The 21230-nt window shown below is 63.1% G+C and carries 15 protein-coding genes and 1 pseudogene; 9 read left to right on the top strand and 7 right to left on the bottom strand.

All coding sequences use genetic code 11. The features are described 5' to 3' along the window. Positions 1-15 precede the first annotated feature (15 nt). The 6 genes and pseudogenes from ACSQ17_RS11920 to ACSQ17_RS11895 all read left to right on the top strand — a co-directional run bounded on the left by ACSQ17_RS11920 (position 16) and on the right by ACSQ17_RS11895 (position 9903). Entirely contained in the window at positions 16-4422 is a 4407-nt protein-coding gene (locus ACSQ17_RS11920) for a PAS domain S-box protein (RefSeq protein ID WP_436068770.1), read from the top strand. Beyond that, on the top strand, positions 4415-4801 hold the full coding sequence (locus ACSQ17_RS11915; protein WP_436068769.1) for a response regulator: 387 nt from the start codon (positions 4415-4417) through the stop codon (positions 4799-4801). Before ACSQ17_RS11920 ends, ACSQ17_RS11915 begins: the two co-directional genes overlap by 8 nt. Beyond that, positions 4794-6453: pseudogene (locus tag ACSQ17_RS11910) on the top strand (diguanylate cyclase). Before ACSQ17_RS11915 ends, ACSQ17_RS11910 begins: the two are co-directional and overlap by 8 nt. A gap of 123 nt (positions 6454-6576) precedes the next feature. Beyond that, a complete protein-coding gene (locus ACSQ17_RS11905) occupies positions 6577-7866 on the top strand; it encodes an NAD(P)/FAD-dependent oxidoreductase (protein ID WP_436068768.1) in 1290 nt (429 codons plus the stop codon). 109 nt (positions 7867-7975) lie between these two features. Beyond that, positions 7976-8533 carry a helix-turn-helix domain-containing protein gene (locus tag ACSQ17_RS11900; RefSeq protein ID WP_233683261.1) on the top strand — a complete coding sequence of 186 codons (558 nt, stop codon included), beginning with the start codon at positions 7976-7978 and terminating at the stop codon, positions 8531-8533. Between the two features lie 23 nt (positions 8534-8556). Continuing rightward, positions 8557-9903 (top strand): glutamine synthetase family protein, encoded by a 1347-nt coding sequence (locus ACSQ17_RS11895; RefSeq protein WP_233684488.1) that lies wholly within the window; start codon positions 8557-8559, stop codon positions 9901-9903. Positions 9904-9943: 40 nt separating this feature from the next. On the opposite strand, the gene chrA is transcribed toward ACSQ17_RS11895, so the two are convergent. Beyond that, positions 9944-11287, bottom strand: coding sequence for a chromate efflux transporter (gene chrA / locus ACSQ17_RS11890; protein WP_233683260.1), 1344 nt, complete (start codon positions 11285-11287; stop codon positions 9944-9946). A 141-nt stretch (positions 11288-11428) separates the two neighbouring features. On the opposite strand from chrA, the gene pbpG reads away from it, so the two are divergent. Beyond that, positions 11429-12334 carry a D-alanyl-D-alanine endopeptidase gene (pbpG, locus tag ACSQ17_RS11885; protein WP_436068767.1) on the top strand — a complete coding sequence of 302 codons (906 nt, stop codon included), beginning with the start codon at positions 11429-11431 and terminating at the stop codon, positions 12332-12334. A gap of 132 nt (positions 12335-12466) precedes the next feature. Here pbpG and ACSQ17_RS11880 read toward each other — a convergent pair whose 3' ends face one another. Further along, the gene (locus ACSQ17_RS11880) at positions 12467-14140 is read right to left on the bottom strand and encodes a putative bifunctional diguanylate cyclase/phosphodiesterase (protein ID WP_436068766.1); all 1674 of its coding nucleotides are present in this window, start codon (positions 14138-14140) and stop codon (positions 12467-12469) included. Positions 14141-14406: 266 nt separating this feature from the next. Between ACSQ17_RS11880 and rep the strand changes: the two genes are divergently transcribed. Both rep and ACSQ17_RS11870 read left to right on the top strand, forming a co-directional pair. Beyond that, a complete protein-coding gene (gene rep / locus ACSQ17_RS11875) occupies positions 14407-16416 on the top strand; it encodes a DNA helicase Rep (protein ID WP_436068765.1) in 2010 nt (669 codons plus the stop codon). 119 nt (positions 16417-16535) lie between these two features. Further along, the gene (locus ACSQ17_RS11870) at positions 16536-17108 is read left to right on the top strand and encodes a xanthine phosphoribosyltransferase (protein ID WP_436068764.1); all 573 of its coding nucleotides are present in this window, start codon (positions 16536-16538) and stop codon (positions 17106-17108) included. A 95-nt stretch (positions 17109-17203) separates the two neighbouring features. Here the strand turns inward: ACSQ17_RS11870 and ACSQ17_RS11865 are convergent, their stop codons facing one another. From ACSQ17_RS11865 to dadA, 5 genes are all read right to left on the bottom strand, one after another. Next, entirely contained in the window at positions 17204-17626 is a 423-nt protein-coding gene (locus tag ACSQ17_RS11865; RefSeq protein WP_436068763.1) for a c-type cytochrome, read from the bottom strand. Between the two features lie 110 nt (positions 17627-17736). Continuing rightward, a complete protein-coding gene (locus tag ACSQ17_RS11860) occupies positions 17737-18285 on the bottom strand; it encodes a cupin domain-containing protein (RefSeq protein WP_436068762.1) in 549 nt (182 codons plus the stop codon). 102 nt (positions 18286-18387) lie between these two features. Continuing rightward, positions 18388-19461 carry an alanine racemase gene (gene alr / locus ACSQ17_RS11855; protein WP_436068761.1) on the bottom strand — a complete coding sequence of 358 codons (1074 nt, stop codon included), beginning with the start codon at positions 19459-19461 and terminating at the stop codon, positions 18388-18390. Positions 19462-19549: 88 nt separating this feature from the next. Then, complete coding sequence (locus ACSQ17_RS11850) at positions 19550-19900, bottom strand: RidA family protein (RefSeq protein ID WP_233683251.1); 351 nt, start codon at positions 19898-19900, stop codon at positions 19550-19552. Further along, positions 19875-21173 carry a D-amino acid dehydrogenase gene (gene dadA, locus ACSQ17_RS11845; protein WP_233683250.1) on the bottom strand — a complete coding sequence of 433 codons (1299 nt, stop codon included), beginning with the start codon at positions 21171-21173 and terminating at the stop codon, positions 19875-19877. Before dadA ends, ACSQ17_RS11850 begins: the two co-directional genes overlap by 26 nt. Positions 21174-21230: the final 57 nt, after the last annotated feature.

Genomic DNA, 21230 nt, shown 5'->3' with positions numbered 1-21230 from the left:
CCCAGGGATCTGCCGATGCACACAGACGTAAAGCCCTCGACGATCCGCTGGATCGTCGGCCTCGGCAGCCTCGGCCTGGCGATCTTCTTTGCCCTGCTCGGCGGCGTCGCCCTGAATGAGCGGGAAACCCTCTGGCACCTGCAACTGAGCAAACAGCACGAGCTGCAACGCCTGGCCCTGCGCAGTGCGCAACTGAATCTGGAGAACCAGGCGCAGCTGCTGACCCAGGCCCTCGCTGCCGACGCCTGGCTGGTCGACCTGCTGCGCCAGGCGGCACCCCTGGAGCGCGCCGCCACGCCCTCAGCACAGGCACTACAAGCCATTCGCGCACAATTGTTCACCCGCCTCGCCCCGCGCTGGCGCACCCTGCAACCGCACTACCCGTTCGACCTCAACCTGTATCTGAGCAACAGCGAAGTGTTGCTGCGCCTACAGCAACCCGAGCACTTCGGCGACCGCCCGCAGGCACAGCGCAGCATGCTCCTTGATGCCTTGCAGGATGCCAACAGCCGCACCGGCCTGGGGCTGGCCGACGATAACTTGGTAATCCGCGCCATTACGCCGCTGCAAGTCGATGGTCCACAGGGCGCGGTCAGTGTCGGCGCCCTGGAAGTCAGCCTGAACCTGGCCCATGGCCTGCAACAGCTGGACCGCGAGCTGGGTGCCGGGGTGGCCCTGCTCACGCCCAGCGCGTCCAGCTGGCAGCTCAAAGGCTTCTCGCGCCCTGAGGTACAGCACTGGCAAAGCCAACACCTGCTTCCCGACCCCGCTGCCGGCGACAGCCACAAACTGCTGCAGGACCAGGGCCACACCTACCTGATCAACCAGTTGCTGTTGCCCGGCTACCAGCCCAGCGCCGGCACGCCAGCGGCAACCGCGATCGCCCTGACCTGGCGCGATGTCAGCGATCTGCATGACCACTACCAGGAAGAGAAGCGCTGGCTGCTGAGCAAGTGGTTGTTCGCCTGGCTGGCGGCCGAAGGGCTTTTGTTGCTGTTGCTGCAAGCCACCCGCCACAGCAGCCAGGCACTGATGCAGCGGCACCACACCGAGTTGCAGGATAAACACCAGCAGAGCGAAGCCTCACGCAACTTGCTCGCCCTGATCAGCGAAGCACAGGCCGCCTACATCAATGCCGATAATCAGCGTGAAGCCTTCGACGCCCTGCTCAAACGGATCCTCGACCTCACCGGCAGCCAATTCGGCTTTATTGGTGAAATTCTCACGGATGAACAGGGCACGCCCTACCTGCGTACCTTTGCCATCAGCAATATCGCCTGGGATGCCAGCAGTCAGGACTTTTACGACGCCCATGCGACGCAAGGCCTGGAGTTTCGCAACCTCGACAGCCTGTTTGGCCAGGTCATCCGCAGCGGCCAGGTGCTGATCAGCAACGCACCGGCGCAGCACCCTGGCAGTGCCGGCCTGCCCCCGGGCCATCCGCCATTGCACGCCTTTGCCGGCCTGCCGATTCACACCAGCGGAGAACTCTGCGGCATGCTCGGCCTGGCCAATCGCCAGGGCGGCTACAGCGCCGACTTCGCCACCCAACTGCAGCCCCTGCTGGCCACCTTCGGCCAGTTGCTTGAGGCGTTACGTCGCGACCGCCAGCGCGAACAGACCCAGCAGCACATCCAGCGCCAGCAGGCCGCCCTGCATGCCCTCAACGAAATTGCCGCGCTGCCCAAGCTGAGCACCCACGCCCAGCTGCGTCAGGCCCTGCAACTGGGGGCCGAGTTCTATGGCATGCCAATCGGTATCATCAGCCAGGTTGACGGCGACACCTACCGGGTCAAGGTCCAGGTTTCGCCACCCGGCAGCCTGCAGGACGAACAATGCTTTGCGCTCGGCAACACCTACTGCAGCATTACCCTGCGCAGCCCCGATGTGCTGGCCATCAGCGCCATGGGTCAAAGTGAGCATGCCGCCCACCCCTGCTACCCGCTGTTTGCCCTGGAAAGCTACATCGGTTCGAGTATCTGGGTGGCCGGGCAGTGCTTTGGCACCCTGTGCTTTGCCGCCAGCAGCGCCCGCAGCCAACCCTTCGATGAAGCCGACCGCGAGTTCCTGCGCCTGTTTGCCCGCTGGGTCGGGGCCACTCTGGAGCGCCTGCAACATGAAGAGCAAACCCGCGAGGCGCGGCGCTTTCTCCAGGCCGTGCTCGACTCCGCCACGGGCGTCAGCATCATCACCACCGACCGCGACGGCCTGATCACCCTGTTCAACTCCGGTGCCGAACGCCTGCTCGGCTACCGCAGCGCGCAAGTGATCGGCCAGTGCAGCCCGGCACAGTTTCACCTCGACGAAGAGATTCAGACGCGCAGCCAGCAACTCAGTCGCCTGGAGGGTCGCGAGATCAGCGGTTTTGCCGTGTTCACCTGCATCCCGAGCAAGGGCGAGCCGGAAACCCGTCAGTGGACCTATGTGCGCAAGAACGGTGAACCGCGCATCGTCAACCTCACCGTCAGCGCCATGCGTGACCTCAATGGCACCATCAATGGTTACCTGGGCATCGCCAGCGACATCAACGACCTGCACCAGACCACCCGCGCCCTGCAAAAAAGCGAGAGCCGCTTCCGTGGCCTGGTCGCCAACCTGCCGGGAGCGGTGTACCGCTGCCGCAACGATGCCGACTGGTCGATGAGCTACCTCAGTGACGAAATCCAGGCGCTCAGCGGCTACCCAGCCTACGACTTCATCAACAACCGCGTGCGCAGCTTCGCCAGCGTGATCCATCCAGATGACCGCCTGATCACCTTGCGCGCGGTCGCCGCCGTCGAGCGCCAGGAGTCCTTCGAGCTGACCTACCGCCTGCAACACGCCGATGGCCACAGCGTCTGGGTACGCGAGAAAGGTCGCGGCGAGTACGACAGCGACGGCAAGCTGCAATGGATTTCCGGGTTTATCTGGGATATCAGCGACCGCAAGGCCGTGGAAGACCAGTTGCGCCTGAGCCAGCAACGCTTCAGCAGCGCCTTCAGCACCGCGCCCCAGGGCATGGCCCTGGTGTCGCTGCAAGGGCAGTGGTTGGAGGTCAACGAAGTGCTCTGCGAGATGCTCGGCTACAGCCGCGAGCAACTACTTTGCCGCGACTTCCAGCAGATCACCCACCCCGACGATCTGGAGACCGACCTGCAGAACGTCGAAGAGTTGCTGGCCGGCGAGATCAGCTCCTACCAGATGGAGAAACGCTACCTGGACAGCCAGGGGCGGATCATCTGGGTGCTGCTAAGCGTCTCCCTGGTGCGTGACAGCGACGATAAGCCGGTGCACTTTGTGGTGCAGATTCAGGACTTCAACGAACGTATCGCCGCCGAAATGGCCATCCGCGAGCGCGAGGATTACCTGCGTACTCTGCTCGATAACGTGCTCGACGCGATCATCACCATCGACCAGCAGGGCTATATCGAAACCTTCAACCACGCCGCCGAACGCATCTTCGGCTACAGCCACCTGGAAGTTTCCGGGCACCGCGCCACCCTGCTGCTGCCCGAACCGCAGCGTTCAATGCGCGCCCGCTACCTCAGCCACTTCCTGAAAACCGGCATCCAGCAGATGCTCGGCAAGGACATCGAACTGACCGCCATGCGCCACAACGGTGAAACCTTCACCATCGAGCTGGCCATCTCGCAGATCAGCCACCAGGGCGAACGACGCTTTATCGCGGTGATCCGCGATATCGAGGAGCGCAAACGCATCGAGCGGATGAAAAACGAATTCGTCTCCACCGTCAGCCACGAACTGCGCACCCCGCTGACCGCGATTGCCGGCTCGCTGGGCCTGGTCAACGGCGGTGCACTCGGCAGCGTCCCGGCCAGCATGCAGCAGATGCTGCAAATCGCCCAGGACAACAGCCAGCGCCTTAACCTGCTGATCAACGACCTGCTCGACATGGAAAAACTGGTGGCCGGCAAGATGCTCTTCGAGTTGCAGGCTGAGCCCCTGCAACTCTTACTGGAACAAGCCATCGAAGAAAACCAGCCGTACGCCAACCACCTGCATGTGCGCCTCACGCTGCAAGGTCCACCCACCACGGCCGTGGTTCAGGTCGACCGTCTGCGCCTGGCTCAGGTGCTGGCCAACCTGCTGTCGAACGCGGCGAAGTTCTCACCCCAGGGCCAGGCTGTGGAGGTGCGCGTGACGCAAAACGGTGCATACGTGCGAGTCAGCGTCAGCGACCATGGCCCCGGCGTGCCGGAAAATTTCCAGCCGCGCATTTTCAGCAAATTCTCCCAGGCCGACGCCACCGACACCCGGCAGAAAGGCGGCACCGGCCTGGGTCTGGCCATCAGCAAGGAAATCATCGAGCGCATGGACGGGCGCATCGGCTTCGACTCACAGCCCGGCCACGGCGCGACTTTCTGGTTTGAACTGACTAATCTGGCGCTACCGGCCAACCCTGAGGAACCTCGGCATGCCTGAGCTGCAACGTATTCTGCATGTGGAAGACGACCCCTCGATCCAGGCCGTGGCCAAGCTGGCCCTGGAAGCCGTCGGCGGCTTTCAGGTGCTCAGCTGCGCCAACGGCCAGGATGCGCTGGATCAATTACAGGGCTTCGCCCCGGACTTTATCCTGTTGGATGTGATGATGCCGGACATGGACGGCCCGCAAACCCTGGCGCGAATCGCCCGGCTGATCGACATCAGCCAGGTGCCGGTGGCCTTTATGACCGCCAAGGTGCAGCCGGCAGAAATCGCCCATTACCGCAGCCTGGGGGCGCGTGACGTGATCATCAAACCTTTCGACCCCATGCAGCTGGCCGCCCAGGTGCGCAAAATCTGGAGTCAGGCTTATGAGTAAAGGCCACTCACCCACCGATGAGCTGCAGCAACGTCTGCAGCAACTCAGCGGCGCCTTCGCCCAGCGCCTGCAAGACGAACTGCCGGCTCTTGGGCGCAATGCCGAACGCTTGCAGCACGCGGCCGATCCGCAGGAGCAACAACAGCACCTGCAAACCTTGCGCGACCAGCTGCACAAGCTGGCTGGCGCAGCCGGCACCTTTGGCTTCAGCAGCCTCGGCCAGCGCGCCCGTGAACTGGAACAGGCAGCCGACCAGTGGCTGGAAACCCTGCAGCAGGAACAACAGAACCTGCAGGATTTCAGCCGCAGCCTGCAGCAACTGGCGCGCCAGCAGTTCCAGGCCGAGCACAGCCAGGAACCCGCCACGCGCAGCAGCCGCAACAGCCCACGGCCAAACAGCTCGGCACGGCGCATCTACATCCTCGAAGACCAGCGCTCGATTGGCGAAAACATGCGCCTGACGCTGAACAACTTTGGCTACCAGGCCGAACACTTCACCCGCATCGACGAACTCGAGGCCGCCCTGCAGCAGCAACTGCCGGACGCGCTGATCGTTGACGTCAACCTGCCTGACGAGGCCCTCACCGGCCTGGAATATGCCGCCAACCTGCAACAGCGCCTGGACGAACCGCTGCCGCTGCTGGTGATCACCACCCAGGACGACTTCGCCACCCACCTGCAGGCCGTGCGCGTCGGTGCCCTGGGCTTCTTCACCAAACCGGTGGATATTCCGCAACTGGAAAACCGCCTGGAACGCTGCTTCGCCCAGCAACACGGCGAGCCTTACCGGGTGCTGATCATCGATGACGACCGCGAATTGGCCAGCCGTTTCAGCCTGATCCTGCGCGGTGCCAACATGCTGGTGGAAATGCTTCATGAGCCGGCGGAAATCTTCACCCGCATGCGCAGCTTCAATCCCGAAGTGGTGCTGCTGGACGTGAGCATGCCCGGCTGTACCGGCCCGGAGCTGGCGCAGATCATCCGCCTCAACGACGACTGGCTGCGCGTGCCCATCGTCTACCTGTCGGCCGAAACCGACATCACCCGGCAGATGAACGCGCTGATCAAGGCCGGCGACGACTTCGTTACCAAACCGATTTCCGACAACGCCCTGGTCGCCGCGGTATTCTCCCGCGCCCAGCGCGCGCGCCTGCTGAGCAACGCGCTGTCGCGCGACAGCCTGACCGGGCTGCTCAAGCACGCCGACATCAAGGAGCAGGCCGCTATCGAGCTGGAGCGCGCTCAGCGCAGCGGCAAGCCAGCCAGCCAGCGTGGCCATGCTGGATATCGATTTCTTCAAGAAGGTCAACGACAGCTACGGCCACGCCGCCGGCGACAACGTCATCCGCGCCCTGGCCAACCTGCTGCGCCAGCGCCTGCGGCGCATCGACAGCCTGGGCCGCTATGGCGGTGAAGAGTTCCTGGTGGTGCTGCCGGACTGCCCGGCCGAACAGGCCAGGCGCATTCTCGATGAAATCCGCCAGCGCTTTGCCGAATTGCACTTTATTGCAAGCGGCCAGCAATTTTCGGTCACCCTGAGCGCCGGCATCGCCTCCACCGACGATGCACCTGCAAGTGCCGACGACCTGCTGGATAAGGCTGACCGCGCACTCTATGGCGCCAAACACGGCGGGCGTAACCGGGTGCACTAAGCCGCGCAGAGAGGGCCTGGCCTGCGTTCAGCGTATGGCAGGTGAGTCACTGCGCTTGGCTTTATGAAATTTATAGCGTAGATTTTCATGAAATTATTTAAATAAATTTTCATGAGGCGCGCCATGTTCAAACACTCCGCCCAGCATATCGGCACCTACTACGCCGGCACCTACCCGGAGCCGATCCCGCTGCGTCCGCGTTTGCAGGAAGCGTTGCAGTGTGAAGTGCTGATTATCGGCGGGGGATTCAGCGGCCTGCACACAGCGCTGCGCCTGGCCCTGGCGGGCAAGAAGGTGGTGCTGCTGGAAGCCAGCCGCCTGGCCTGGGCAGCCTCCGGGCGCAATGGTGGTCAGGCGCTGCCGGGCTGGTCCTGCGACATGCCGCCGTTCGAAAAAGCCCTGGGCCTGGAGCGCGCCCGCCGCCTGTGGGACAGCATGGTCTGGGCCGCCGAGGAGATGCGCGAGCTGCCAGAGCGGCACAGCTTCGATATCGACTACCGCACGGGCGCGATCTACACCGCCGTGCTGCCGCGCCGCGTGCGCCAGTTGCAGGACAGCCTGGAAGAAGCCGAGCAGAAATACGGCTACACGCAGCTGAGTTTTATCGCCAAGGACGAACTGCCACAGTGGATTGCCAGCCCGCGCTACCTGGCCGCCCTGCACGACAGCGGCGCCGCCCACCTCAACCCACTGAAACTGGCTCAGGGCCTGGCCGATGCCATCGAGAAAGCCGGCGGCAAAATCTTCGAGCAGAGCAAGGCGCTGAGCTATCAAGAAACGGCAGACGGCTATCTGGCCCACACCGAACAGGGTGAGATTCGCAGCGATCTGCTGGTACTGGCCTGCAACGCCTATATCGACAAGCTCGATGCGCAACTGTCGAAACGCCTGCTGCCGGTCGGCTCCTACCAGGTCGCCACCGCGCCGCTGGACCCAGAGCTGGCGCGCTCGCTGTTCCCGCGCGGCACCTGCGCCATCGATAACCAGTTCGTGCCCGACTATTTCCGCGTTACCCCGGACAACCGCCTGCTGTTCGGCGGCGGCTGTACCTACCTGGGCGGCATCCCCAAGGACGTGCCGGCGGCCACCCGGCCCTATCTGGAGCGGGTGTTCCCGCAACTGCGCGGCGTGCAGATCGACTACGGCTGGGGCGGGCATATCGACTGCACCATGCACCGCATCCCGGATGTCGGCCGTAGCGGGCAGAAGTACTGGCTGCAGGGCTTCTCCGGCCACGGCATCCTGCCGACCCTGGCCGCTGCCCGTGCGGTCAGCGACGCGATCCTCGGCGATACCGACCTGCTTGAGCTGTACCAGGGCCTGAGTAACCCGCGCTTTCCCGGCGGCGATCTGCTCGCTGCGCCGATTGAGGCGGTCGGCAAGGCCTGGTATCGCCTGCGAGACGTCATTTGATGACAGCCCCGATCCGCGTAGGAGCCAGCTTGCTGGCGATGCTTTAAAGCCGCGGATCGCCAGCAAGCTGGCTCCTACAGGTTGTCACCCCGTAGCCAAAGGAAACTCAATGGATATGCAGGAAGAAGTCGAAGGTCTGGCGATCCTGATCCGCGACCTGCGCAAGCACAAGAACCTCACCCTCGGTGAACTGGCTGCACGCATCGACCGTTCGGTGGGTTTTCTCTCGCAGGTCGAGCGCGGCCTGTCACGCCCGACCGTGGCCGACCTCACCGCGATCAGCGAAAGCCTCGGCGTACCCACCACCTATTTCTACAGCCTGAGCAAGCCGCGCGCCGTGCCCTGGGTCACCCGCCCCGGCGAGCGTCGCACGCTCTATTACGCGGGCGGCATCACCGATGTACTGGCCTCGCCGACCATGGCCGGCGGCTTCTCCATGCTCGAAAGCCGTTTGGACCCGGGCGCTACCAGCGGCGACGGGCACTTGAACGACAGCTCCGAGCAAGGCGGTTTTGTCCTCGAAGGCGAGCTGACGATCTGGTACGGCGACGCCGCCGAGCCAGTCACACTCGGCCCGAATGACAGCTTCCAGCTGCCGCCGCACGCACAGTTTCGCTACGCCAACCTCACCGACTTACCCACACGAGTGCTCTGGATCTTCACCTGATCCGCGCAGATACCACCATGACAATAACAACAGCATTCCCCGACCTGCTCAGCGAAGTCCGCGCCTTTCGCAGCGCCCACCCCGCGGTGCGCTATGTCGACCTGATCAGCCTGGATATACCCGGGCATTTCTACGGCAAGCGCTACCCCATCGATATGCTCGAGAAGGTCGCCGCCGGCAGCCCGCTGAAAATCCCGCAGAACTGCGTGCTGCTCGGCGTGCAGGGCGGCCTGCATCCGATTGGCGATTACTGCTTCAACGACGGCGACCCGGACGCGCCACGCCGGCTGATTCCCGGCACGCTCAAGCCGGTACGCTGGGAAAGCCAGCCGCTGGGGCAGATGCTGATCAGCTCCGATGGCACTGAAGCACCAATCGAGTTCGAACCGCGTGAAGTGCTCGCCCGCGTGCTCAAGCGCCTGGCCGCGCGCGGCATTCGCCCGGTGGTGGCGTTCGAGCTGGAGTTCTACCTGTTCGACCGCGCGCTCAAGGACGGCCTGCCGCAGTTCCCACGCGACCCGCTGTGCGGCGATGAAGACGACCAGCCGAACATGCACATTGAGCGCCTGTCACGCTTTGCCGATGTGCTGCATGAGATCGTCGACGCCGCCAATGAGCAGGGCATCGATGCCAACGTGATCACCGCCGAGCTCGGCCCCGGCCAGTTCGAGATCAACTTCGGCCACTGCGACGACGGCCTGCGTGCTGCTGACTGGGCCGCCCTATTCTGCCGCAGCACCCGTGGTGTGGCGCTCAAGCACGGCCAGCGTGCCAGCTTTATGAGCAAACCCTACCTGCACGCGCCGGGCAGCGGCATGCATGTGCACGTCAGCCTGTATGACGCCGCAGGCAACAACCTGCTGGCCGCCGACGAACAACGCCCGCTGCGCCATGCGGTGGCCGGCTGCCTGGAGTTGCTGCCGCACTGCATGCCGATCTTCGCCGCCAACCACAACGCCTTCCGCCGCTACGGCGCCATGGTCAATGCCGCCAGCCGCGCCAGCTGGGGCTTCGAGGACCGCGATGCATGCATCCGCATCCCCGAATCGGACGGCAAGAACCTGCGCATCGAACACCGCCTGGCTGGCGCTGATGCCAATCCCTATCTGGTGCTGGCGGCGATCCTCACCGGCATGGAACACGGCCTGGATGCCGGTAAGGAGCCGATTGCCCCACTCAACGAAAACCGTCAGAGCGGCATCGACTTCCCCCAGGACATGCTCAGCGCCGTCAGCGCCATGCGCGACCACCCGGTGGTCAACCAGGGCCTGGGCAGTGAGTTCGTCATGGTTTACTGCGAGAACAAGCGCCAGGATCATCTGGCCTTTATGCAGGAAGTCAGTGCGCGGGAATACCGCTGGTTTCTATAGCACCTAACGCGCCCGTTGCCTCGACAGCGGGCGCGCGACTTCAACGCAGCAGATACACCGCCAACCCGGCTAGCGCCGACACCAGCAGCACTTCCATCACCCCACGTTTGAAGCGCAGCAGCGCCAGCGCAGCCGCCACGGCAAGCAGTGCCGACGGCCAGTCGAAGGCCCCTTCGAAGCCCTGCGGCCAGAGCACGTGATAGGCAAAGAACAGCGCCAGATTCAGAATCACCCCGACCACTGCCGCAGTAATCGCAGTCAGCGGTGCGGTGAACTTCAGCTCGCCGTGGGTCGACTCCACCAGCGGCCCGCCGGCGAGGATAAACAGAAAGGACGGCAGAAAGGTAAACCAGGTGACCAGCGCCGCCGCCACTGCCCCGCTGACAAAGCCCGAATCGCCGCCGAACACCGGCTGCAGATAAGCACCGACAAAGGCCACGAACGCCACCACCATGATCAGCGGCCCCGGCGTGGTTTCGCCCAGGGCCAGGCCGTCGATCATCTGCGTCGGCGTCACCCAGCCGTAATGGCCGATGGCACCCTGGTAGACGTACGGCAGCACCGCATAAGCGCCGCCGAAGGTCAGCAGCGCTGCCTTGGTAAAGAACCAGGCCATCTGCGTCAGCGTGCCATCCCAGCCGTACAGCCAGGCCAGCAGGCCCATCGGCAGTAACCAGAGCAGCGCCCCCACCGCCAGCAGCAGCGCCAGGCGCGAGGCGCGAAAGCGCGTGTGCGGCGCCGGCGGGCTGTCATCGTCGATCAACGCCGGGCCGTAGCTCACATCCGCCGCTGCATGCCCGCCGCCCAGGCTGAACTGCTGGGGTAACAGGCGGCCACCGAGATAACCGAGCAACGCGGCGCCGATCACGATCAGGGGAAACGGCAGGTTAAGGGCAAAGATGGCGACAAAGGACGCGCCGGCAATGCCCCACAGCCAGTTGTTTTTCAGCGCCCGCGAGCCGATGCGCCAGGCCGCCTGCATGACAATGGCGGTCACCGCCGGCTTGATCCCGTAGAAGATTCCCGCCACCAGCGGCACATCGCCATAGACGATATACAGCCAGGACAGGCCAATCAGGATAAACAGCGACGGCAGCACGAACAGCACCCCGGCAATCACCCCGCCCCAGGTGCGGTGCAGCAGCCAGCCGATATAGGTGGCCAGTTGCTGCGCTTCCGGCCCCGGCAGCAACATGCAGTAGTTCAGCGCATGCAGAAAACGCCGCTCGGACAGCCAGCGGCGTTTCTCCACCAATTCCTGATGCATGATCGCGATCTGCCCAGCCGGCCCACCGAAGCTGATCAGGCCCAGTTTCAGCCAGAACCAGAAGGCTTCACGCAGGCTAACGGCGGGTGGCGCAGACGGTACGGACGATTCAGGCATGCGAGCAACTCACGGCAATAAACGCGGTCGCACTATAGCGCGAGTGTATGACGATTTAAGCGCGCAACGCTCAAGCCCGGACGCAGATTTCCGTATACTGAGCGCCGCTGCATACCCCTCAACCTGCCCGTGAAGCGCCCCGTGATAATCCGCCAATCGATAGTAAGCCTGCTGCTGATCTGCAGCTGCGTTGTAGTTGCATCGAATACCCTGGCCGCCCCCGCCAAACAACAGGACCTTGCCGCCGGTAGCGCCCTGCTGGTCGACCTGCAGACCAATCAGGTGCTCTACGAGCGCAATGCCGACAGCGTGGTGCCGATTGCCTCGGTAACCAAGCTGATGACCGCCATGGTCACCCTCGACGCCAAACTGCCGCTGGATCAGCAGCTGCCAATCATGATCCGCGATACCCAGGAAATGCGCGGCGTGTTCTCCCGCGTGCGCGTGGGCAGCGAATTGAGCCGCCACGACATGTTGCTGCTGGCCCTGATGGCCTCGGAAAACCGCGCCGCCGCCAGCCTGGCGCACCATTACCCGGGCGGTCATGCGGCCTTTGTCGCGGCGATGAATGCCAAGGCCCGCGCCCTGGGCATGAAGAGCTCGCGTTTTGTCGAACCCACCGGGCTGTCAGAACATAACGTCTCCAGCGCCCGCGACCTGGTGCTGATGCTCAAGGCCGCACAGCAGTACCCGCTGATCCGCCAGTTCACCACCACGTCTGAGAAGACCCAGGCATTCCGCAAACCCAACTACACCCTGGGTTTTCGCAACACCAATAACCTGGTGCGCAAAGCCGACTGGAGCGTGCAGCTGAGCAAAACCGGCTACACCAACGAGGCCGGTCGCTGCCTGGTGATGAACACCGTGATGAACCAGCGCCCAGTCGCCTTTGTGGTGCTGGATGCCTTTGGCAAATACACCCATATGGCCGACGCCACGCGCCTCAAGCGCTGGCTGGAAACCGGCAAGGTCACCCCCGTAGCTCCGGCCGCCATCAGTTACCGCCAGCAGAAACTGGCACAGCGCCAGGCCCAGGCCGCGCAGTAACCCCGCAAATGACAAGGCTCGCAGACAAAGCGGGCCTTGTTGTATCAGACCGAGGGATGGGCACGGTTCAGTTAGATTGAGTCAGACGCGACCAGTCCTTTCATCTCTTCGGGGGAGAGGGGAGCAAGCAGTTCAGCCGTTATTCAAACCAAACAGCGGCTGGCGCATGCCAAACACCAGAAAGCGCGCCAGTTCGTTGAGCGGCAGAGCCTTGCTGATCAGATACCCCTGCACCTGGTCACAGCCGTACTGGCGCAGCAGCGCCAGTTGTTCGGCATTCTCCAAGCCCTCGCCCACCACCTGCAGGTTGAGGTTGTGCGCCAGGTTGATCATCGCCCGCACCAGTTGCCGATTCTCCGAACGCTCACACATACCACCGACAAAGCTCTTGTCGATCTTCAGCAGAGTGATCGGCAGGTTGTTCAGGTGCACGAAGGAGGAAAAGCCGGTGCCAAAATCGTCCAGCGAGAAGCGTACGCCCAGGCGGCCAAGGGCCAGCATGGTCTGCTGCACCTGATCGCTGCGGCGCATCACCGCGGTTTCGGTCAGCTCGAACTCCAGCCACTGCGCATCGACGCCGCGTTCTTCGATCAGGCGGCTGAGAGTGGGCAACAGCTGGCTGTCCTGGAACTGACGAAACGACAGGTTGACCGCCATATGCAGCGCCGGCAGGCCGCGCCCGCGCAGCCACTGCATATCGCGCAGCGCGCGGCTGATCACCCAGTAGCCGAGCGGCACGATCAACCCGCTCTCTTCGGCCAGCGGCACAAACTCGTTGGGCGCCAGCAGGCCGTGTTCGCTGTGGCGCCAGCGCACCAGCGCCTCCAGGCCGAGAATGCGCCCGGTTTGCAGGCACAGGCGTGGCTGGTAGTGCAGCTCCAGCTCGTCGCGACGCAGGGCGCGGCGCAACTCGCTTTCCAGATCGGCCTGGTTGCGCGCACTGCGGTTGATCCGCTCGTCGTAGATATGAAAGGTGCAGCCCTGCTGGCTCTTGGCCTGCTGCATGGCGATATGCGCATGCCACATCAGCGGGTCGGCGCTGCTCTCGGCGCGCGAATGCGCAAGACCCAGGCTGCAACCGATCAGCAGGCTTTCACCATCAATCCAGTAAGGCTCGCCTATGGCTTCGACAATCTGCGCCGCCAGACGCTCGGCGCGCTGCGGATCGCGGCGGCTGTCGAGCAGCAGGGCAAATTCATCGCTGCCCAGGCGCGCCACCTGGTCGCCGGCCTGCAACTGCGCCTTGATCCGCGCCACCACCTGCAGAATCAGGCTGTCGCCCCCCTGATAGCCCAGGGCATCGTTGGCATGCCGGAAATTGTCCAGATCGAGGTGACCCAGGGTCAGGCCGCGGCCTTTGTATTCAGCCAGGCGTGCGGCCAGCAGGGTCTGGAAGCCCTGGCGGTTGGCGATGCCGGTCAGCGCGTCCTGTTCGGCCAGGCGATGCAGGGTGTCGTTGAGGTTGCCGCGTTCGCGCGCATAGCGCAGACAGCGGCGCAACACTTCGGCGCTGAGCTGGTCGCGCACCAGCCAGTCGCACACGCCCTCAGGCTCGGTTTCAGGCTCGGCATCCAGCAGCAGGACAATGGGTAGGGAACAGCGCCCGGAAGCGGGCAGATAACGCGGGGTAGTCAGCAGCAGGGCGTTACTGGGCTTATCGAACAGCGCGCTGGCCGCCTCCCAGGACGGTGCAGTGATCAGTGCATAGCCACTGCCAAGCGCACTCAGGCGCTCGCGCAACAACTGCGCCCAACCCGGCGTTTCCGCCAGCAAAAGCAACCGTAATGGTTCGACGAACGCGGACAAACAACTTCCCCCACTGCACAAATAAAGAGCTTTGAACCCGCTAGGATGCGTCGTAATCGACGTCTAATCACGCACATCCTTGTGTCAGTGGCGCGCGCCCTGCGGCATGGCAAGGACCCGAAAGTGGCACCAGAGTACTGGAATACACAAATTAGCCAAGCCTGGCACCGCGCCATTATGTGCGCTGCGACACACTTCCAGATGGTCACGGCAGAAAGCCTCAGGCCTGTTAAAATGCGCGCCCATTCCCCCTGACGATTGATCGAATGTCCCGACTGAACCCCCGGCAGCAGGAAGCCGTGAACTATGTCGGCGGCCCACTTTTGGTGCTCGCCGGTGCAGGCTCCGGCAAGACCAGCGTGATTACCCGCAAAATCGCCCACCTGGTGCAGAACTGTGGCATCCAGGCTCGCCACATTGTCGCCATGACCTTTACCAACAAGGCCGCACGCGAGATGAAAGAACGCGTCGGCAGCCTGCTTAAAGGCCCCGAGGCGCGCGGCCTGACGGTGTCGACCTTCCACAACCTGGGCATGAACATCATCCGCAAGGAGTACGCACGCCTGGGCTACAAGCCGGGGTTCTCGATCTTCGATGACGGCGATATCAAGGCGCTGCTCACCGACATCATGCAGAAGGAATATGCCGGTGATGACGGTGCGGACGAGATCAAGAACTACATCGACAGCTGGAAGAACGACCTGATCCTGCCTGAACAGGCGCTGGCTAACGCGCGCAACCCCAAGGAGCAGACCGCCGCCATTGTCTACCTGCACTACCAGCGCACGCTCAAGGCCTACAACGCGGTGGACTTCAACGACCTGATCCTGCTGCCGGTGATGCTGTTTCAGGAGCACGCCGACATCCTGGAAAAATGGCAGAACCGCATCCGCTACCTGCTGGTCGACGAATATCAGGACACCAACGCCAGCCAATACCTGCTGGTGAAGATGCTGGTGGGCATGCGCAACCAGTTCACCGTGGTCGGCGATGACGACCAGTCGATCTACGCCTGGCGTGGCGCGCGCCCGGAAAACCTGATGCTGCTGAAAGAGGACTACCCCTCGCTCAAGGTGGTGATGCTGGAGCAGAACTACCGCTCCACCAGCCGCATCTTGAAATGCGCCAACATCCTCATTGCCAACAACCCGCATGCCTTCGAGAAACAGCTGTGGAGCGAGATGGGCATGGGCGACGAGATCCGCGTGATCCGCTGCCGCAACGAAGACGCCGAGTGCGAACGGGTGGCCCTGGAAATCCTCACCGAACACTTGCGCACCCAGCGCCCTTACAGCGATTACGCCATCCTTTACCGCGGCAACTACCAGGCCAAGCTGATGGAGCTGAAACTGCAGCACCATCAGATTCCCTATCGCCTCTCGGGCGGCACCAGCTTCTTCGCCCGCCAGGAGGTGAAGGACCTGATGAGCTACTTCCGCCTGCTGGTTAATCCGGACGATGACAACGCCTTCCTGCGGGTGATCAACGTGCCGCGCCGCGAGATCGGCTCGACCACCCTGGAAAAGCTCGGCAACTACGCCACCAATCGCAAGATCAGCATGTACGCCGCCGCCGGCGAAATCGGCCTAGGTGAGCAGCTGGATGCGCGCTACACCGAACGCCTGGCACGCTTTACCAAATGGATGGATCGGGTGCGCCAGGAGTGCGCGCAGAACGACCCGATTGCCGCCATCCGCAGCATGGTGATGGACATCGACTACGAGAACTGGCTGCGGCAGAACGCCTCCAGCGACAAGGTCGCCGACGCGCGCATGGGCAACGTCTGGTTCCTCGTCGAGGCACTGAAAAATACCCTGGAGCGCGACGAAGACGGCGAGATGACCATCGAGGACGCCATCGGCAAACTGGTGCTGCGTGACATGCTCGAACGCCAGCAGGAAGAGGAAGAAGGTGCCGAGGGCGTGCAGATGATGACCCTGCACGCCTCCAAAGGCCTGGAGTACCCCTCGGTGTACATCCTCGGCGTGGAGGAGGAAATTCTTCCCCACCGCTCCAGCATCGAGGCCGATACGGTCGAGGAAGAGCGGCGCCTGGCCTACGTCGGCATCACCCGCGCCAAACGCAACCTGACCATGACCTTCGCCGCCAAGCGCAAACAGTACGGCGAGATCATCGACTGCTCGCCGAGCCGTTTTCTCGATGAACTGCCGCCTGAAGATCTGGTATGGGAAGGCCTGGAAGACGCCGCACCGGAGGTCAAGGCCGCCACCGGCAACTCAGCCCTGGCCAATATGCGCGCCCTGTTAAAAAAATGACCCACAACCCCGCGTGGGCGTAGGCCAGGCGTATTCCGTCACCGCCTGCATCCGCGCTACGCTGCACCATTACATCCCGGCGCAGACCGGGCATCAGAAAGAACGACGAGGGTAACCGCGTGGAAGCGCTGAAACAGAAGATTCGCGAGGAAGGCACCGTGCTCTCGGAGCAGGTGCTCAAGGTCGATGCCTTTCTCAATCACCAGATCGACCCGGCGCTGATGCAGCAGATCGGCCACGAATTCGCCCAGCGCTTTGCCGGCCAGGGCATCACCAAGATCGTCACCATCGAAGCCTCGGGTATCGCCCCGGCGGTAATGGCCGGCCTGGAGCTGGGTGTACCGGTGATCTTCGCGCGCAAGTACCAGTCGCTGACGCTGAAAGACAACCTGTACATCTCCAAGGTGTTTTCCTTCACCAAGCAGACCGAAAGCACCCTGGCCATCTCAGCCAAACACCTGGGCGCCCACGACCATGTGCTGCTAATCGACGACTTCCTGGCCAACGGCCATGCTGCCCGCGCCCTGATCGACCTGATCGGCCAGGCCGGCGCCAGCATCGCCGGCATCGGCGTGGTTATCGAGAAGTCCTTCCAGCGCGGCCGCGCCGAACTGGATGCGCAGGGCTACCGAGTCGAGTCGCTGGCGCGTATCGAGTCACTCAAGGATGGCCAGGTCAGTTTTATTGATTAATCACCACTGACCACGAGAAATTGCCCTCCGCAATTTCTCTTGCGCACAAAAAAGCCGCCTGAATAGGCGGCTTTTTTACTGCAGCGTCGGGCGTCTTACAGGCCAGACATCTTCTGAATTGCAGCACGCAGCTCGTCATCCGAGCAGTCGGCGCAGGTGCCTTTCGGCGGCATGGCGTTGATACCGGAAATCGCCTTGGCCAGGATGCCGTCGAGGCCGCCCTGGTGGTCAGCACGCTCTTTCCAGGCAGCTGTGTCGCCAATTTTCGGCGCGCCCAGAATACCCGGGGTGTGGCAGGCACCGCAGTGCTTGGCAATGATGTCGTCGGCCGTACGCGCCGCGCCACCAGCAGTGGCTGCTACAGCACCCACGCCCTTGCATTCCTCACCCATTACACAGACTTGGCCGACCGGCTTGAGGCGCTCGGCAATGGCGTCGTCGGTCGTGGCCTGAGCAGTCACTGCCCACAGGGCCAATACGGTAGCCGGTGCTACCAGGATCTTTTTAATCAGGTTCACGGTACACCCTCTTCGTGGCTAGTCACGCTCGCGGCCACGGTTTCGCGAGCGGGCGACAGTATAACGGCAAGCCGTGCCGGCCGAAACAACCCAGATTGTCGCAGGGTTATTTAGAAATTGGCCGGCGTAGTGGCACTGATCAAGCGGGCCGGCTGCTCGAACGGATTACGGAAACGATGCGGCTTGCTGCTCTCGAAGTAGTAGCTGTCGCCCGGTTCGAGGATAAACACCTCGTCGCCAACGGTCAGCTCCAGCTTGCCTTCGACCAGCATGCCGGCCTCTTCGCCTTCGTGGGCGTACATTTCGTCACCGGTGTCGGTGCCCGCCGGATAGGTTTCATCAAGGAAGGAAATAGCCCGGCTGGGATGCGCCTTGCCCACCAGTTTCATGGTGATGGCGCCGCTGCAGATATCGGTGAGTTCGGCGGCCCGATAGACCACCTGGGCCTGGCTATCCTGCTCCACGTCCAGGGAGAAAAACTCCACCAATGACATGGGAATACCCGCCAGCACCTTTTTCAACGAACTGATCGAAGGGCTTACGCTGTTCTTCTCGATCATCGAAATGGTGCTGTTGGTGACGCCCGCCCGCTTGGCGAGTTCACGCTGGGAAAGGCCTTTGAGTTTGCGAATGGATTGCAGTCGAGCACCGACGTCCAATGCTGGAGTCCCCCTTGGGATAGATACGGAAATGTCGCCGTATCATGGCATAGCGTTCGGAATTTACAACACTCGCGTTCAAACTCGTCTACAGCTGGGCCGCTAGTTCCCGAGATAGAGCAGCGGCGCTCTCCGCAAGTTACAGAAAAGCTGATAGGGAATGCTGCCCGCCTGGGTGGCTACGTCGCTGGCCAGCACCTGTTTGCCCCAGAGTTCGACCCGACTGCCCAGCCCGGCTTGCGGCAAATCGGTGAGATCAACGGTGAGCATGTCCATCGACACCCGGCCGATCAGGCGGGTCAGTTGGCTGTCCACGGCCACGGGCGTGCCGGTTGGCGCATGGCGCGGGTAGCCGTCGGCGTAACCCATGGCAACCACGCCGACACGGGTCGGCCGCTCGCTGACAAACCGCGCGCCATAGCCCACGGGCTCGCCAACCGGCAGTTCGCGCACGCTGATGATCTTCGATTCCAGGGTCATCACCGGCTGCAAGCGCGCCGCCACGGCCTGCGCCTGCTCGAACGGGGTGGCGCCGTAGAGCATGATGCCAGGGCGCACCCAGTCGCTCGGTACGCTCGGCCAGCCCAATACGGCTGGCGAATTACGCAGGCTGACCTCAGCAACAATGCCCTGGCGCGCCTGCTCAAACACCGCCAACTGCTCAGCACTGCGCGGGCAGTCCAGCTCGTCGGCACGGGCGAAATGGCTCATCAGCACAACCTTCGCCACCTTGCCGCTGGCCAGCAGGCGCTGATAGGCCGCCTGGTAATCGGCCGGGTGTAGGCCGACGCGATGCATGCCGCTGTCCAGCTTCAGCCAGACGGTCAGCGGGCCACGTACCGCGCTGCGCTCAATCGCCTCCAGCTGCCACAGCGAATGCACCACGCACCACAGTTCGTGCTGCTCGATCAGCGGCAATTCGTCAGCCTCGAAGAACCCTTCCAACAACAGGATCGGCCCACGAATACCGGCCTCGCGCAGTTGCAGCGCTTCCTCGATACAGGCCACGGCAAAACCATCGGCCTGCTCCTGCAACGCCTGGGCACAACGCACCGCGCCATGGCCGTAAGCATCCGCCTTGATCACCGCCAGGGCGCGCGCGCCGCTGACCTCGCGGGCCAGTTGGTAGTTGTGACGCAAGGCTTGCAGGTCGATCAGGGCGCGGGCAGGACGCATGACGTTCTCGGCTATCAGCAGTTTTCACAGTTAAAAAAGCCCGGTGTGATGGCCGGGCAAACACTTATCGCAAACGGGATGGGCCGACTTACAGAGCGGCCACGATCATCATTTCCACCAGCACTTCTGGCTTGTACATCTTCGCCTCGACGCAGGCCCGCGCGGGCGCAGCACCAGGCGCGACCCAAGCATCCCAGACCTGATTGAGGCCGGCGTAGTCGCGCTCCATGTCCTTCAAGTAGATGGTCACGGAGAGAATCTTCGACTTGTCGCTACCAGCCTCGGCCAGCAGGCGGTCGGTGTTGGCCAGGGTTTCGCGGGTTTGCTGCACGATGTCGCCGCTGTAGTCGTCCGCCAGCTGGCCGGCCAGGTAGACCGTGCCGTTATGGATGACGATTTCGCTGTAGCGGCTTTCAGTGTGCAGGCGCTGTACTGACATGCTTGTGACTCTCCTGGGAACGGCTGTAACGGGAAATATCCAGGCCTTCGGCGCTGATCTGCGGACGCTTTTTCGCCATCAGATCGGCAAGCAGGCGACCGGAGCCGCAGGCCATGGTCCAGCCCAGTGTGCCGTGACCGGTGTTGAGGAACAAATTACGCAAGCCGGTGGCACCGACAATCGGCGTACCGTCCGGGGTGGCCGGACGCAGGCCGGTCCAGAATTCGGCCTGGCGCAGATCGCCGCCTTGCGGGTAAAGATCGGCGGTGATCATTTCCAGGGTTTCGCGGCGACGCGGGTTGAGGCTCAGGTCGAAGCCGGCGATTTCCGCCATGCCACCGACGCGGATGCGGTTGTCAAACCGGGTGATCGCTACCTTGTAGGTTTCATCGAGAATGGTCGAAGTCGGTGCCATCGCCGCATTGGTGATCGGCACGGTCAGCGAATAACCCTTGAGTGGGTACACCGGTGCCTTGATGCCCAACGGCTTGAGCAATTGCGGGCTGAAGCTGCCAAGCGCCAGCACGTAGCGATCAGCGGTTTCCAGCTTGCCGTCGATCCACACGCCATTGACCCGATCGCCCACGGCGTCGATACGCTGGATGTTCTGGCCGAAGCGGAATTCCACGCCCAGCGCCTTGGCCATCTCGGCCAGTTTGCGGGTGAACAGCTGGCAATCGCCGGTCTGGTCATTCGGCAGACGCAGCGCGCCGGCCAGTTTGTCGGTGACCGCAGCCAGGGCCGGTTCGATGCGGGCGATGCCGGCGCGATCGAGCAGCTCATATGGCACACCGGATTGCTTGAGTACGGCAATGTCTTTCGCCGCGTTATCCAATTGCGCCTGGGTGCGGAACAGCTGGGTGGTGCCCAGGCTGCGGCCCTCGTAGGCAATGCCGGTTTCTGCACGCAGCTCGTCGAGGCAGTCGCGGCTGTACTCGGACAGCCGCACCATGCGCTCCTTGTTCACCGCGTAACGGCTGGCAGTGCAGTTGCGCAGCATCTGTGCCATCCACAGGTACTGGTCGATATCGGCGGTGGCCTTGATCGCCAGCGGCGCGTGCTTTTGCAGCAGCCACTTGATGGCTTTCAGCGGCACGCCCGGCGCGGCCCAGGGCGAGGCGTAGCCAGGGGATACCTGGCCGGCATTGGCGAAGCTGGTTTCCATGGCCGGGGCGTTCTGCCGGTCGACCACCACCACTTCAAAGCCCTGACGCGCCAGGTAATACGCACTGGCTGTACCAATCACACCGCTGCCGAGAACCAGAACCCGCATGACGCTCTCCTCGCCGCGCCCAGCGCGACGGATAATTCTTGAGACCACTATGAGGCG

This window comes from Pseudomonas sp. LjRoot71 (assembly GCF_964253255.1).
Classification (GTDB): domain Bacteria; phylum Pseudomonadota; class Gammaproteobacteria; order Pseudomonadales; family Pseudomonadaceae; genus Aquipseudomonas.
The sequence above is the reverse complement of the archived record's forward strand: the minus strand, read 5'-3'. Positions and strand labels throughout refer to the sequence as shown.

Coding starts and splice junctions, on each gene's coding strand:
- ACSQ17_RS11920 (WP_436068770.1), top strand. CDS start 16: ATGCACACAGACGTAAAGCCCTCGACGATCCGCTGGATCGTCGGCCTC.
- ACSQ17_RS11915 (WP_436068769.1), top strand. CDS start 4,415: ATGCCTGAGCTGCAACGTATTCTGCATGTGGAAGACGACCCCTCGATC.
- ACSQ17_RS11905 (WP_436068768.1), top strand. CDS start 6,577: ATGTTCAAACACTCCGCCCAGCATATCGGCACCTACTACGCCGGCACC.
- ACSQ17_RS11900 (WP_233683261.1), top strand. CDS start 7,976: ATGGATATGCAGGAAGAAGTCGAAGGTCTGGCGATCCTGATCCGCGAC.
- chrA (WP_233683260.1), bottom strand. CDS start 11,287: ATGCCTGAATCGTCCGTACCGTCTGCGCCACCCGCCGTTAGCCTGCGT.
- rep (WP_436068765.1), top strand. CDS start 14,407: ATGTCCCGACTGAACCCCCGGCAGCAGGAAGCCGTGAACTATGTCGGC.
- alr (WP_436068761.1), bottom strand. CDS start 19,461: ATGCGTCCTGCCCGCGCCCTGATCGACCTGCAAGCCTTGCGTCACAAC.
- ACSQ17_RS11850 (WP_233683251.1), bottom strand. CDS start 19,900: ATGTCAGTACAGCGCCTGCACACTGAAAGCCGCTACAGCGAAATCGTC.
- dadA (WP_233683250.1), bottom strand. CDS start 21,173: ATGCGGGTTCTGGTTCTCGGCAGCGGTGTGATTGGTACAGCCAGTGCG.